This is a genomic window from Methanobrevibacter sp. (genome assembly GCF_017409525.1).
In the GTDB taxonomy this organism is placed as follows: domain Archaea; phylum Methanobacteriota; class Methanobacteria; order Methanobacteriales; family Methanobacteriaceae; genus Methanocatella.
On the sequence record NZ_JAFQSO010000004.1, the window covers coordinates 26,389 to 41,685 of the forward strand.

Genomic DNA, 15,297 nt, shown 5'->3' on the forward strand with positions numbered 1-15,297 from the left:
TAGAGATGTTATGGACAGACAAATACCGACCACAGACCTTAGATGAAGTAGTCGGCAATAACAAAGAGAAGAAAATAATCCAAGATTGGGTTGGAAACTGGAAAAAAGGTAATCCTCAGCAACCCCTACTTTTAGTTGGACCTCCAGGAATTGGAAAAACAACACTTGCACAGGTCATTGCAAAAGAGTTTTCAGAATCAATCGAGCTAAATGCAAGTGACAAACGTTCACAGGACGTCATTAAAAGTACAATCGGAGAGTCCTCATCATCAAGATCTCTTTTTGGAGATGAATACAAGTTAATCATTATGGATGAGGTTGACGGAATTCACGGAACCAACGACCGTGGAGGCGTGAAAGCCATTGGAGAAATCATTAAAAACTCAAAACATCCAATGATTCTTATAGCTAATGACTTCTACTCAAAACGATTGCAGTCCATCAAACCAAAATGCACTGTAATTAAAATGAAAAAAGTAAGAAGCCCAAGCATCAGGAAAGCTTTAAAAGAAATAGCTGAAAAAGAAGAGATTAAAGCCAATCCAAAAGCGCTTGATTTAATTGCTAAAAAATCCAATGGAGATATGCGTTCAGCAATCAACACCTTGCAGGCACTGGCAGACAAAGATGGAGTATTGGAGCCAAAATCCATTGAAGATTTGCGAACAAAAGATGACCGATCAGACATTTTCAATGCAATAACCGGTGTTTTAAAAAGTAAAAACCCGCAACATGTAAGGGAAGCTCTCAGGGTAGATGAAGACCCAACGCTTGTAATGGAATACATTGCGGAAAACATTCCAAGAGAATACTCCAAGAAAAATGAAATCAAAAAAGCCTATGAAAACATAGCCAAAGCAGATTTATACTTTGGAAGAGCCCAAAGCAGCAGAAACTATGGCTATTGGAGATATGCAAGTGACTTTATGGGAATTGGAGTCAGCTCCTCTAAAAAAGAAACCTATAAAAAATTCACGAAAATTCAAACCCCAAGCATATTCACATTAATGGGACGCAATAGAGGCAAAAGAAACCTAAGGGATGGAATAGCTGAAAAAATGTCTGAAAAAATGCATGTTTCACACTCAATAGCTATCTCAATGTTTCCATACATGGAAATAATGTTTAGAAATGATGAGCTTGCATGGGAAATATCTGACTTTTTAGAATTGGAAGACAATGAAATCAAACGATTCAGATCCAAAAAAATTCCTAAAAAAGTCATAACCAAAATGGAAAAACAAAAGGCTCAAATGAGAGTTGAAGAGCGTGACAGGAGATTTGAGGAACTTCAAAACCAAATGATGAATGCGACTCAAGAAGCCGTTGAAGAGGAAGATGTCGAAGAGGAACTTCCATTCGAAATTCCAGGTCTTTCAGAGGAACCAATACCTGAAGAGGAAATCGAAGAGGATGTCAAAGAAGAAGCTATAGAAGAAGAAAATGAAGAGAAACCTAAAAAGAAAACCGATAAGCAAGTTTCACTCTTCAGTTTTTAACTTTTTTTCAATGTATTCGCTGGCTTTAAGAACATTTTCCCTATATTGGGGAGCAACATCCTCTAAAAATTGAGAAAATGAAATTGCCAAATCATCAGTATTTTCATTTTCCATTAATTCCTGACCGTCCATCTCTAAAAATGAATTAATCCACTCAAGGGATACATTCAGCAAAGGATAGATTTCATCGGGATTATCCCTAAACTCCAAACCTTCACCTGAAAAAATGCTTGAAAAAATATTGTTTACCTCATCATCCAATATCAATGAATTTACCTTTAAATCATAATCCCCCTCATAAACTAGATTGACACCATATTTACGAGTATAAGGCTCTAACAATAGTTCACAGATATAATTATCTTCAGGCATCAATATTGTTGAGTTAGGCTTGATTTCCAATGTCAACAATTTAGCCGATTTTGAGCAAATTTTTTGAAACAATGTATTTCTTACAACTTCAATTTCCGGATATTGCTTATTGAAGGTTGCTTCGCGGGTTCTTGAAAACTTTGAGAATCTCAAGTTGTTAATGTAGATTTTTTGTGGAGTATATGAAATAAAACGAGTGTCAACACCTATGACCTTCAGAAATTTCAACACGTCTTTTTTAGACGAAGAAAATTTCTCCTCTTCGGATGTTAATCCTGAAATATCAAACATCAAATCCATTCTATCTACCTAAAAATTCATTAAGTGCCTTTTCCATCACATCAATTGGAGCGTCTCTGCCTGTCCATATTTTAAAGCTTTCGGCACCTTGGTAAAGTAGCATTTTGATTCCGTAAACCGGTTTGGCATTAGCTTTAATGGCTTCACTTAATAGAACTGTTTCATTTGGATTGTAAACCGCATCAAATACCACTAAATCTTCATGCATATTATCTGCAGTCGCTATTGGCTCATCGTTAATGTGAGGATGCATTCCCACAGGAGTTGTATCAACCAAGATATCTGAATCGTTTAAATACTTGTTAATTTCAGAAATTGAATCTGATCTAGCTTCACTTATTAGATTTGAATCCAAAATATCAGAGGCTAAATTTTCTGCCTTATCAACATTTCTGTTTAGTATTGTAATTGAATTGGCTTTGAATTTTGCAAGGTAAAATGAAATGGCCCTTGAAGCACCTCCAGCACCTGCAACAACAACATCCTTATTTTTAATGCTTGAAACCTCTTCAATAGCCCTTATAGCACCGATTCCATCAGTATTATATCCTTTCAGATTTTTAATGTCAATTGTGTTTACTGCACCGATTAACCCGGCGACTTCATCAAGTTCATCCAGGCACTGCATTACCTCAATTTTGTGGGGAATGGTAACATTTAACCCTTTAATATCCAGAGCTTTGGCGCCTTCAATGGCTGACTTTAAATTCAAGGGGTCAACATCAAAAGCAACATAAGCATAATCCATATTCAATGCATCAAATGCTGCATTGTGCATTGGCGGTGAAAAACTATGTTCAACTGGATGGCCTATTAAACCTACAATATTTGTGCTACCTTTAATTTTCATATAATTTATAATTAGATTATTTCATACTAAAAACTTTTTAGTTTCTTCATCAAATCTGTTATAATCTGATTGGAATAACCTATCTTGAACCACTCTAAACTTCTCATATTCTAACTTAACAAATTCATCCACTTCTTTTCTTGAAATTTTACCTTTTCCTTTTAAAACTGCATACTCATAGAACTCTAAAAACTTATCTAATCTTTCAGCCCAATCTTTCATACTCATTGGAATTTGCCTTTCGGCTCTATCCTCAGCATAATCCAAATACATACTTACAACACGATTAAGGGTTTTTAATTCTTTTTCTGTTAAATAATTTTTAGCTACCTTGGCATCCCTTAACAATATTTTACCATTAGGCGCTCTTGACCAAGTTGTTAAGCCCATGTGCTCTTTTTTACTATTCGCCCTCTCACGTACTATCTCAGGAGCAGTAAGTCCAACAACAGCATAATGCAACTTATTTTGAACTTTAGCATAGAATTCTTTTGTAATCTGAGCATTTTTATTATAATCGTATGCAGTAGCAAACAAATCAGTTACTTTTTCATAGACTTTACGTTCAGAAGATCTTATCTCACGAATTACATCAACTAACTCTTCAAAATATTCATCAGTGAACTTCCCCCCATTTATTAAAAGTTCTTTATTAATGACAAAACCCTTTCGCATATATTGTTTTAATATTTCCCTAGACCATTTACGAAAGTTTGTTGCTTCTTTTGAATTAATCCTATAACCAATTGAGATGATTGCATCAAGATTATACCATATTTGAGGCCTACCTCGATTATTAGATTTTTGCAAGAAATCCTTGCTAAATTCTAAATCATCTTTAAATAGTTCTTTAGAAGATATGCTTACTTCATTTTCTTCAAGCTCACCTTCATGAACTATATTCTTAAAATGGTCAGATATATTTTGTCCAGTGGTCCCAAAAATCTCAGCTACAACATTTCTACTGGCCCATAATGTTTCATCACCTATGATAAATTTTCCTTCAACCGCTCCTTCTTCACTTTGATACAATAATGTATCAACTAACTTAAATTTAACCATACTAAATCCTCCAACATTTTTAAATAAAATAATAATTTTAAAAAAAATAAACATGTCCAAAGTGCAAAAAATTGAAAAAACACAAAAATGCAAATGTGTAAACGTGCATATGCAAAAACTATTAAAAATTTTAAAAATAACAAAAGATTATATAAATTCTAAAAAACATATTTTAATTATAATAAATTTAATCATAGGAGAGTAAAAATGGAATTTACAAGACCTAGAGGTACAAGAGATTTCTTATTTGATGAAATGAGACAGAGAAAAAAAGCAGAAAGTACCTTAAGAAACATATTTGAAAATTATGGTTATCAGGAAATCAAAACCCCTTTATTTGAAGAATTAAAGTTATTTACAACAAAATCAGGAGAAGAAATTGTTAATCAATTATACAATTTTAAAGACAAATCAGACAGAGAATTAACCTTAAGACCTGAAATTACAGCTCCAGTTGCTAGATTATACATAAATGAGCTTCAAAAAACTTCTACAAAACCTATCAAACTTTATTACTATGGAAGTTGTTTTAGATATGAAAGACCTCAAAAAGGAAGGTTCAGACAATTCTGGCAATTCGGCTGTGAGCTGATTGGAGCCAAATCACCTCAAGGTGAAGCGGAAGTAATTGCATTATGCACAGATGCGATCAACGCTTTGGGAATTACAACTGCCGATGTCAATCTCAACCACTTGGGAATCATCAGGGGACTGTTCAAGCACTTTGAAATCTCAGCCGAAACCCAAAGGGAAATAATGGTCGTCATTGACAAGGGAGATAAAGATTTACTAATCGAATCATTAAGTGGAGACGAACCGGTCATTGACAATGACGAGTTAAATCAAATTCTACTAAAATTAATAGACTTCATTGGAGACAAATCAATTTTGAATGATGTTGAAGAATTGCTTGCCCCTTATGATGAGCCAAAAGAAGCGCTTGAAGAATTTAAACAGTTAATCGAAATTTTAGAGGCTTTCGATGTTAATAACTATACATTGAACCTGGGAGTTGCAAGAGGACTTGACTACTACACCGGAATCGTGTTTGAGATTTATGTTCCGGAGCTTGGTGCTCAAAAGCAGATCTGCGGTGGGGGATCATATAATCTGGTTAAACTGTTCGGAGGCCAGGAAGTCGAGTCCACCGGATTTGCGCTTGGTTTTGACAGACTAATGAACGCAATAGAAGAGCTTACCGAAACCGAAGAGTTACCTTCACACTTAGATATCTATGTTGCTCCAATTTCAGAAAGCGTAAGACCTAAAGCCTATGAAATAACCCAGATTCTAAGAAAAAACAACATCAAGGCAGATGTCGATTTGAACGGCAAAAAATTCAAGAAACTAATTAATCATGCCAATAGGATAAACGTTTCAAAAATAGCTATAATCGGTGAAAACGATCTTAAAGAAAATAAGATTACAATCAGAGACATGAAAAGTGGAAATCAGGAACTGGTAGACATCGACAGTATAGTAGACTATCTCAAAGAGGAATAAACTATGGAAATTAATTTCAGACATGAAATAAATGGTGCTAAGGTCATAACTGCCATTGCTCAAGATGCCGATACAGACCAAATACTAATGTTGGCAAACATGAACAAAGAAGCGCTCCAGAAAACAATTGAAACAGGAAAAGCGCATTATTGGAGCACTTCAAGAAATCAATTATGGCTAAAGGGAGAAAGTTCAGGACACTTTCAGGAAGTAAAGGAAATCCTTGTTGACTGCGATATGGATGCAATAGTTTTAAAAATCAAACAGACCGGAGCGGCATGCCATGAAGGATACCTTTCCTGCTTTTTTAGAAAAATTAACACCGACAATGAAGTGGATATAGAAGACTTAAAAGATGATGATTTGGAAATCGTGCTAGAAAGGCTCGTAAACCCAGACGATGTGTATTAAAATGAACTGTATAATCCCCGACACAAGCGCAGTAATAATAGGTGCGGTAAGTGAACTGATAGAAAATGGAGATTTCGACTATCCGGAAGTTATTGTACCGGAGGCTGTAGTCTGTGAACTTGAACATCAGGCCAATGCAAAAAGGTCTGAAGGAATAAAAGGATTAAATGAACTAAAGAAACTACAAGATATGCAGGATGAAGGCGAATTAGCCATTACCTTTAAAGGAAAACGCCCAACCAATTATGATATCAAATATGCCAAAAGCGGCGAGATAGACAGCATTATACGAGACCTTGCAAGATCCGAATTTGGAATGCTTCTGACAAATGACAAGGTACAGGCAGAAGTGGCAAAAGCACAGGGAATTCCCGTCTATTATTATGAACAGAAATATGTCCATAAGGCTCTCTCAATCGAGAAATTCTTTGACGAAACCACAATGTCCATACATCTAAAAGAAAATGTAGTTCCAATGGCAAAAAAAGGAACACCCGGCCACATCGACTTCGTTAAGCTTGAAGATGAACCATATTCCTACTCTGAACTTAATAATATAGTGGATGAAATACTTGAAAAGGCACATACCGATTCAAAAACCTATTTGGAATCCGATAAGGAAGGGTCATTTGTTGTCCAATCAAGAGAATACCGGATATCAATAGCTTATCCGCCATTTGCCGAAGGTCTTGAGATTACAGTTGTTCGACCAGTTGCAAATATAGATTTGGATGAATATCACCTATCAGATAAACTATTGAATCGAATTAAAACAAGCGCTGAAGGTATATTAATATCCGGTTCGCCTGGTGCGGGCAAATCCACATTTGTACAGGCAATAGCCAAATACTATTCAAGAGATCTAAATAAAATTGTTAAGACCATGGAATCCCCAAGAGACTTGCAGTTGGATGATGAAATAACCCAATATAGCCCTCTTGAAGGAAGCATGGAAAACACTGCTGATGTTCTATTGCTCGTGAGACCGGATTATACAATTTATGACGAACTAAGAAAAAACACTGACTTTAACATTTTTGCTGACATGAGACTTGCAGGTGTCGGAATGATCGGTGTTGTTCATGCAACACGACCAATAGATGCAATTCAAAGGATTGCATCAAGAGTGGAACTTGGTGTAATACCTTCAATTGTGGATACAAGCATTTACATTGAAGACGGTAAAGTTACAAGCGTCTATGAAACAAAAATGACTGTTAAAGTTCCAACAGGAATGAAAGAAGCAGACCTTGCAAGACCTGTCATTGAAGTAAGAGACTTTGAAACTGGCGAGCTTAAAAATGAAATCTACACATACGGTGAGCAAACCATCGTTATGGACATGGATTTGGTAAACGGTTCTGGAGAAAATGCCCCCCACAAATCTTCTGTAGACCTAATTGCAGAAAAAGAAATCCTAAGAAAAATAAAAAGGATACTTCCTAAAAAAGCAAAAGTTGATGTTGAAGTAATCTCACCGGATAGGGCCAACATTTACATTCCAGATGAATATGTTCCAAAAATCATCGGAAAGAACGGAAAAAGAATCGCCGAGATTGAACGTGAAATCGGAATAAGTTTGGGCGTGGAAATCATCGATGAAAAACCGGTTGACAAAACTCCATTCGAAGTGGACATTATCCATACAAGAAAACAAATGATTTTAGATTTGGGAAAAGAGAATGGAAGGCAAAACTTTGACATCTTAATTGAAGGAGAATACTTGCTTACTGCAACAACTTCTAAAAAAGGTGAAATAAAAATTAAAAATGGTATCGAATTATCCGATTTTATCTTGGAAGCTATTGAAATGGGCTTAAAGATTACAGCAGTTAAGAAATAGTGATAATATGAAAATTGGTGCATCCGCTTTGGCAGGAATAGAAAAAACATTGGAAACCACATTAGAATTTATTGAAAATTTAGGGCTGGAATATGTTGAACTAGTTCATCAATTCCCATCAGAAAATATCGACCCGAATATCTTAGAAAGCTACAATCTCAAATACAGCATTCATGCCCCATTCATGGATGTGAACATTGCGACATTGCAGCATAAAAGCAGAATAAATTCAATAGATCAAATCAAGGACTCAATAGACTTTGCTAACAAAATCGATGCAGAGGCCGTTGTTGTTCATCCCGGATTAGCTTCCTTTTTAGTTAACAAATATTTCCTTGATGATGTTTATAAAGTTGCAAAAGAATCAATAAAAGAAATCGGCGAATATGGGAAAGATTCCGGTATTTTAACCACAATTGAAAACATGCCTAATTTTGAAAGCATGATTTACCAGGATATGGATGACTTAAATGATTTGCTAGTTTCACTTGACATGCCAATGACATTGGATATTGGGCATGCCAATCATGTCGGATACTCTCCGGAGGAAATGTATTTTGATTCAATTAAACACGTACATGCCCATGATAATTTTGGTGACGATGACTCACACCTTGCTTTAGGTGAAGGCTCTATTGATTTAAACACTATCATAACCACATTAGAGAAAAATAATTATGATGGCATCTATATCATTGAAGTAAATGACTTCGATTCTATCAAAAAAAGTTACGAATATATGAAAAATAACTTTAAAATTTAAATTAAAGAAGTTTTCTTTCCTTAATTTCTTTTTGGAAATATAAATATTCTGATTCAACTACTTTTCTAATATTCTTAGCAGTTTTTACACCAATACCTTCAACTTCCTGAAGTTCACTTTCAGATGCATTAATCACATTGGCAACAGACCCGAAATGCTGCAGTAAATTCTTTGCATTTACAGGACCAATATTCGGCAGAGATTCAACGATGAACAATTGCTGCTCCCATAAGCTTACCGGCTTTTTGTCTGTTCTAATCTGTATAGGTGTTTTTTCACCATTTTGTTCACGAACAGCGATTCTTTTTATCATTGCGGCAGTATCCTCAGAATTTCTTGTAGGAATAATGCTTATGCCAAAATCAATTGCAATAGTTGCAATGGTTCCCCTTATCGCATTTGGATGAAGCATGCCATTATAAATGTCATCACCCTCAAGAATCAGTAAAGGACATTTGAACTCCTCAGATAATTCACGAGCTTGTTTAAATAGCCTTTTATCAATAATTGACTCAACGAAATCCTTTGCAGTCTTCCTTTCAATGACAACCTCATCACTTACCTGATAATCACCCACTGACATTGAATGAACTTTAACGTCGATTTCCATTTCAGACAAATGTCTTATCACTTTTGAATTGCCTTCCCTTGAATCTGCATAAACAACAGGCAAGGTATTTTCCACCTTAGGCTTTTCAATGACCTTTATCTTTTTCTCATTTTCCATCCGCTCGACTGCAGAGGCATTCAGCTCCTCCAACACATCCGGATCTATGAGTTGATTTTTCATTTGAGCTTCTTTGTTAACACTAGACCAATAATAAGCTTCATCACGAGTGCCCATAGTGATTAAAACCTTTACACGGCCTGTTCTTTTACGGCCTGTTCTGCCACGTCTTTGAATCATTCTAACTTCCGATGGAACCGGCTCATACAACACGACCAAATCAACTGCAGGAATATCAATACCCTCTTCAGCAACACTTGTTGATAGTAACACATCGTACTCGCCCATTCTAAATGATTTGATAATGGCTTTTTGTTCCTTTTGAGTAAGACCCTTTTCACCATCTTTAGAAGCTTGACCAAAGAATTTGGCTGATTTAATGCCTTCTTTTTCAAGTTTCTGATGAATCATTTCTAAAGTATCCCTGTATTGAGTGAATACGATTATTTTAGATGATTTTTCATCTTCATTTTTAGCAAATCTATCAGATTGAAGTTTGGTTTGACCATCCTCACTGCCCAATTCCTTTTTCAAAATTTTTGTTACTTCCCTTAATTTCGGATGCTCCCATCCATGCCTTTCTGCATCGCGGGCCATTTTAACAGCCCTTCCAAAATTATCATCCCACATTAAAGACTTGGCGGCTTTTGTTCTTTTCTTGCGTAACCTTGATATGTATTTATTGAATGTAGAAATGCCCTGGGTTTCGATTAGCTCCTGCGAATGCTGAATGTTAATAACCGCACTCAATATAGAAATTGCCTGGAACAAATCCTTATCTGGATTAATGGATCTCGCAATTTCGCCCTGAACTCTGCCCCTAGCTTTTAGTATATCAACTTTACCGACAGATACCGTTCTGATAATGCCCATATTTTTTAAAGCCTTAAGCCTCACTTTTAAAGCCTTGTCAATATAGTTTTTAATTTTTTCAAGCTCAGAGCTCATTTTAACTTTAACCCAGTCAATTTCAACAGGATTGAAGTAAGGTCTGACATCACTGTCATCTTCTGTTTTAACGACAATGTTCTGGATATACAAATTCTCACATACTTCCTTGATTTTTCCCTTATCGGAACCTGGTGAAGCAGTAAGACCTAAAATTAAATTATAATTAGATTCCTGGACATAACGAGAAGCCAGATATACATATGAATAAGAACCAACACCATGATGACATTCATCAAAAACAATTAATGAAACATTACTCAAATCATAACGCCCATTTAATAAATCGGACTCGACAGTTTGGGGAGTGGCACTAATAATTCTGGATTCCTCCCATCTTTTAACTCTTTCATCGGTTTTTACGGCACCCGTAATTGAGGAACATGGAAGTGTCAAAAATTCTTTAAAGCTATCTTCATGTTGAATAGCTAAGGGTTTAGATGGGGCTAGAACAAGTATTTTTGAATTTTTAACCTTTTGCAACCTATCTGCAGCAACCAAAATAGCAACAATGGTCTTGCCTAATGCAGTTGGCGCAACAACCATGGTATTTCCCTTTTTTAAAACATCCCCTGCTAAAACTTGTTGATATAACCTTGATTCGATTGCATCTTTTTTAATTAAAGGATGTGAAATATAATTAGCCATAATTTAACCCGCTTATATCTAAATTTGCAAACCCTTTTACATTAACATATTAATTTTTAATATTTAAAAAAGGTTTAGTGAGAGCATTTGAAAAGTAATATCAGTTGGTTATTTTGTTTGAAAAAAAAGCAATTATACCGATTACAATTACAGAAAATACATGAATATAGATTTAACGTCAATTGTCAGAAATCTATAATTCAAAAACAACATCTTTAAATTTTGTAGCCGCCTCACCAATAGCTACAACCATCTCACAGTCTAGGTTTAAAGCTTTTTTTAGTCCCTCTTTTACTTCATCTCTTGAAGCGCCAAGAGTTCCTTCCTTCTTAAAATCCCCAATATAATTTAAAAATATTCTATCATTTAATTTAGGATTTTCAGTTAATTTTTCACTTGCTATCTTTTGAGATGCTGTTGAAGCGGGAACAATGAATTTGGAGAATTTTAAAACGCTGTTAAAGATATCTAAATCTCCTTTATACCCCGATTCAGATGAAACAGTAATAACAGTTGTAAAATCGCCATGTAATTTTTTGAATTCTTTTAAAACTGTTTCAACACCTGCAGGGTTGTGGGCGTAATCAACGAAAATATCCTTACCTTTTATTTCACCGACCTCTTCCATCCTTCCACTAACGCCAGTGAAACTGGCAATCGATGGTAAAATTTTATCATAAGACAGGTCCAAAAATTTATGAGCCGCAATAATAACTCCAGTTAAATTATAAACATTATGAAGTCCATCAACGCCCATCTTAACAGTTAATTTTTCAGTTGGAGTATGTAAATCAAAAGTTCTATTGGCCAAATCTACGTTTGTTGCGACATAATCCACTTGAGGGGTTGTGACACCACATTTGCAGAAATAATAACCGCAACCTGAAATGATTTCTTTTACGGCAATTTCAGCACCGCAAACACATTCTTTCATTCCAATAGAATCCGGAAGCTCGTCAACGCCGAAAGTTATAACTTCACCTTTGAAATCCATCTCTCTTAAAAGGCCCATTATTGTTGGGTCATGGCCATTGACAATAAGTTGACCTAATTTCAACTCCTTTATGAATTCCGCTTTAACATTGGCATAATCCATAAAGCTTCCAAGGTCATTCAAATGATCTGGAGTGATGTTTGTTATTAAACCTGCAGACATGTAAGTATTCTTAACTATTCTGCCAACCGTGCCCGGAACGCCAAAGGTTCCAACCTCCAATATTCCAACATCACCATTTAATCTTGATTGAAGTATAGGAATAAACTCTGCATTGCCTTGCATGCCATCCAGATCATGTTCACAAGGTTTAATTCCATTATCATAAGCAATCTTTTTAAGCAGGGTGGTTGTGGTTGTTTTACCATTGGTACCGGTTATTCCAAATACAGGTTTGTCTGGCCTAATCATGTCAATTACATCAGTCAGCTCCAAAATCGGTTTATCGCAATTTTTTAATATGTCGGCATCTTTGGATAAGCTTGCAGGAGGAATTACATAATCCGCCCTTTCAAAAAATTTATCAGGAGTCTGGCCATAATAGACATCAATGTCATAACCTTCTAAAGCTTTTGCAAATCTGCAATCTTTTTTAAATGATAAGTCTGTTCCTATAACATCAAAGCCTCTTTGCTTAAGAATTCTAGCTATTAAATTACCATTTGCTCCGCAAACACCAATAACTCCGAAGGTTTTATTTTTATACATACTTCTTACTTCCTTTCTCTAATCCTTTCATTATCTTTTCAACAGTAGTTAGCCTATCATAAGCTATAAGTGGCCCCATATGTAAAATTATATCTCCAGGCTCAGAATACTTAAATGTGAGTTCAGCTGCTTTTTCGATTGTCTCAACAGCTATTTTCTCAATATTTGGATTTGAAATTGCATCCAATATCTCCTGAGCAGCCTCCATTTCTACTTCCTGTATTACTTCATTAAATCCGCTTGCTATAACAACCTTAATGTCATAGTTACTTACCAATTCACCGACTTCGGCCTTGTCTCTTACAGATAACGTGTCAAAATGATCTAGGAATAAAACAACGCTTTCATCTTTAAAATAATCCAAAGTTATTTTCATTCCATCATATAAAAATGCAGAATCAAGTATCACTTTTCTGCCATTATAATCACCAACGTCCTCCATATGAGCAGGCAATCCTTTAAATTCTGTTAATGCATCAATAATATCTTCTTTTTTAACTCCATATGTTAATGCAACAGCAGAAGCCGCAACAGAATTCTCAAAGAAATAGCTCATCATATAAAATGGAGTGGTAAATTCATCTTCACCATAACTAATTGTTAATGATTTATCCCCAACAGTTCCCCTAAAGTCAACATCTTCATCCAATGCATAAAACAGGGCATCATCTCTTACCTTTTCAATGATGTCCCGGCAGGAATCATTTGCGATAAACATTTCACTCATGGCCTGTAAAACCAATTTACGCTGCTGGTATCTTTCCAGTGATCCTCCAAACTCGGACAAGTGGTCTTCAGCAATGTTTGTTAAAAGACCAATTTTAATGTCTAACCTATTCAAAAGACCAATGGTTCCATGAGGAAGTTCAAAAATAGCTATATCACACTCTTGAGCTTTACCCTTAACGATTCCATCGATGATAGCTTCTGAAACCAAATTATTTACAAGGGATGAACAGGACCATACATTATATCCTGCCTGTTTGAATAAACTGGTTGTAATAAAAGTAGTAGTAGTTTTTCCCATGGTTCCAGTAATCCCAATTATGTCAACTGGAATTAAGTCGTTTACTATTTTAGAGAATTCTTCATTAGTTAAAACTTTTAAGTCTGAGTTTCTGATTTTTTGAGCTATCGGAGCAGAATCCGGCAATGTAGGAGGTGCATAAACACGATCAAAACCTTCAACAGAAGGGTCTTTATTTGCTAAATCCAGCTTTACACCTTCTTTTTCCATTTCAATTAAACTTCTTTGAAATTCAATTTTAAATTCGGAAATATCCTTCAAATCAGTTACAACAACATCATGCCCTAAATAATTAAGCAATCTTGCAACTGGTCGACTTGCATTTCCAGCACCAACAACTAAATAATTCATGAAAAGTTTTCCTCACAATTTCTGTTGGTATTAATTTATAGATTTTATGTAATTTAAAGGTTAATGAGAAAAAAAGTTTTTTTAAAAAAAGAAATAAGAAAACTTATTCAAATTGAATAAGATTTTCGACATCATTATAAACAACATCAAGTCCACACATTGATGGAACATAATTAGCTGCTTTTGCTGAATTCACACCGATTACCTCAAAGTCCATGTCTTCAATAGGTGCTACAACCATGCAAGTGTCGCATACAACATTTCCACCTGCATTTTCAATTATATCAGTATAGCCCATCCTATCGGCAGTGGCTTTTACGCTAACAGAAGTGCAAATCCATAATTTATTCTTAATGGTTTTTCCTTGTACAATACTGGCTACTTGTTTAATTTCTTCAAGTGATGCATGAGGACAACCCAAGCAAATTAAATCAGGTTCCCTATCAGTTGTAGTTAGTTTTTGACGAGTGTCAGCAATCTCTTTTTCGGAAATGAACATTATATCTTCAACATCCTCTTCACCGGCCAATTCCGCTTCAGGAGTTACATTTTCAATGTGATAGAGCGCAACTGAACCTGATGAAGCAAGTGCAGCTCCAAGAGTTTTTAAATCATTGTTGTTTGGAATGTTTTGAAGTTTAAAATAAGGAACTCCTCCTCCAACAACCTTACCGATAATATAACCTAAAGCTCCAAAATCGGCGCCCCTTAATTCGGTTGAAACATTGACAACCAAATTCGCTTTTCTATTTTGAGGCAGGTGAAATCCATATAATGGAGTTTTTCCAACAATTGCTGCTGCAAGTGCTGCAGGACCTCCTTCACGGTTAGTCCTAGCCCCAATTACTGAATTAACATAAGCAACAGCAGATGATTCAGACCAAGAAACATGGTCTCTGAATCTTGGGACATTACCTACAAGATATGGTGTACAGGTACAAGTTTTAGAAATCCCAAGTTTTGCATATGCATCAACTATCTGATTCTGTTTGATTGAAAAATCACGAGGAAAACCTAGGCTTTCCCAGTTATCCAAATCAGTTCCCGGAGGATTTAAAGATGCATTTACACTAGCTTTACCGCTTCCATCACTGGCCAAATCTTCAAGATATTCCAAACCGGCATCTCCGATAGTCTTATAAGAAACGCCAGATACCTGTGCAGAAGTAATGTCAACTAGTTTAGAAGCCCCATAGATATCGCCTAGTGCAACAAGGATATCCATACTTTTCCTAATAGTTTCTCCGAATTCTCCATCACACATTTGTTGCTCTTCGTTTGTTAAAAACAT

Annotated in this window: 12 protein-coding genes; 5 read left to right on the plus strand and 7 right to left on the minus strand. The window is 35.5% G+C overall.

Annotated features, from left to right (window positions below; translation table 11 throughout):
* Positions 1 to 5: 5 nt before the first annotated feature.
* Positions 6 to 1,499, plus strand: coding sequence for a replication factor C large subunit (locus IJE64_RS01750; protein ID WP_292781156.1), 1,494 nt, complete (start codon positions 6 to 8; stop codon positions 1,497 to 1,499).
* Here the strand turns inward: IJE64_RS01750 and IJE64_RS01755 are convergent.
* From IJE64_RS01755 to rhuM, 3 genes are read right to left on the minus strand one after another with little or no spacing between them, the layout of a single operon-like run.
* Positions 1,482 to 2,171, minus strand: coding sequence for an ATPase (locus IJE64_RS01755; protein WP_292781159.1), 690 nt, complete (start codon positions 2,169 to 2,171; stop codon positions 1,482 to 1,484). The two genes, IJE64_RS01750 and IJE64_RS01755, sit on opposite strands and share 18 nt — an antisense overlap.
* Before the next feature lies 1 nt (position 2,172).
* Complete coding sequence (locus IJE64_RS01760) at positions 2,173 to 3,021, minus strand: shikimate dehydrogenase (protein ID WP_292781161.1); 849 nt, start codon at positions 3,019 to 3,021, stop codon at positions 2,173 to 2,175.
* A 21-nt stretch (positions 3,022 to 3,042) separates the two neighbouring features.
* Positions 3,043 to 4,083: a RhuM family protein gene (rhuM, locus tag IJE64_RS01765; protein WP_292781164.1), complete on the minus strand. Its 1,041-nt coding sequence runs from the start codon at positions 4,081 to 4,083 to the stop codon at positions 3,043 to 3,045.
* A 207-nt stretch (positions 4,084 to 4,290) separates the two neighbouring features.
* Here rhuM and hisS point away from each other — a divergent pair, with 207 nt between their 5' ends.
* The 4 genes from hisS to IJE64_RS01785 are packed head-to-tail and all read left to right on the plus strand — an operon-like array spanning position 4,291 to position 8,603.
* Positions 4,291 to 5,586, plus strand: a complete 1,296-nt coding sequence (gene hisS / locus IJE64_RS01770) for a histidine--tRNA ligase (RefSeq protein ID WP_292781167.1) — start codon at positions 4,291 to 4,293, stop codon at positions 5,584 to 5,586.
* Between the two features lie 3 nt (positions 5,587 to 5,589).
* Positions 5,590 to 5,997, plus strand: a complete 408-nt coding sequence (hisI, locus tag IJE64_RS01775; protein ID WP_292781171.1) for a phosphoribosyl-AMP cyclohydrolase — start codon at positions 5,590 to 5,592, stop codon at positions 5,995 to 5,997.
* A gap of 1 nt (position 5,998) precedes the next feature.
* A complete protein-coding gene (locus tag IJE64_RS01780) occupies positions 5,999 to 7,840 on the plus strand; it encodes a PINc/VapC family ATPase (RefSeq protein WP_292781173.1) in 1,842 nt (613 codons plus the stop codon).
* A 7-nt stretch (positions 7,841 to 7,847) separates the two neighbouring features.
* Positions 7,848 to 8,603 carry a sugar phosphate isomerase/epimerase gene (locus tag IJE64_RS01785; protein ID WP_292781175.1) on the plus strand — a complete coding sequence of 252 codons (756 nt, stop codon included), beginning with the start codon at positions 7,848 to 7,850 and terminating at the stop codon, positions 8,601 to 8,603.
* A 1-nt stretch (position 8,604) separates the two neighbouring features.
* Here the strand turns inward: IJE64_RS01785 and IJE64_RS01790 are convergent, their stop codons facing one another.
* The 4 genes from IJE64_RS01790 to IJE64_RS01805 all read right to left on the minus strand — a co-directional run bounded on the left by IJE64_RS01790 (position 8,605) and on the right by IJE64_RS01805 (position 15,297).
* On the minus strand, positions 8,605 to 10,926 hold the full coding sequence (locus IJE64_RS01790) for a DEAD/DEAH box helicase (protein WP_292781177.1): 2,322 nt from the start codon (positions 10,924 to 10,926) through the stop codon (positions 8,605 to 8,607).
* A gap of 193 nt (positions 10,927 to 11,119) precedes the next feature.
* Complete coding sequence (locus IJE64_RS01795; protein ID WP_292781179.1) at positions 11,120 to 12,628, minus strand: Mur ligase family protein; 1,509 nt, start codon at positions 12,626 to 12,628, stop codon at positions 11,120 to 11,122.
* Positions 12,621 to 14,006 carry a Mur ligase family protein gene (locus IJE64_RS01800; RefSeq protein ID WP_292781181.1) on the minus strand — a complete coding sequence of 462 codons (1,386 nt, stop codon included), beginning with the start codon at positions 14,004 to 14,006 and terminating at the stop codon, positions 12,621 to 12,623. Before IJE64_RS01800 ends, IJE64_RS01795 begins: the two co-directional genes overlap by 8 nt.
* Positions 14,007 to 14,109: 103 nt before the next feature.
* On the minus strand, positions 14,110 to 15,297 hold the full coding sequence (locus IJE64_RS01805) for an aconitase X catalytic domain-containing protein (protein WP_292781184.1): 1,188 nt from the start codon (positions 15,295 to 15,297) through the stop codon (positions 14,110 to 14,112).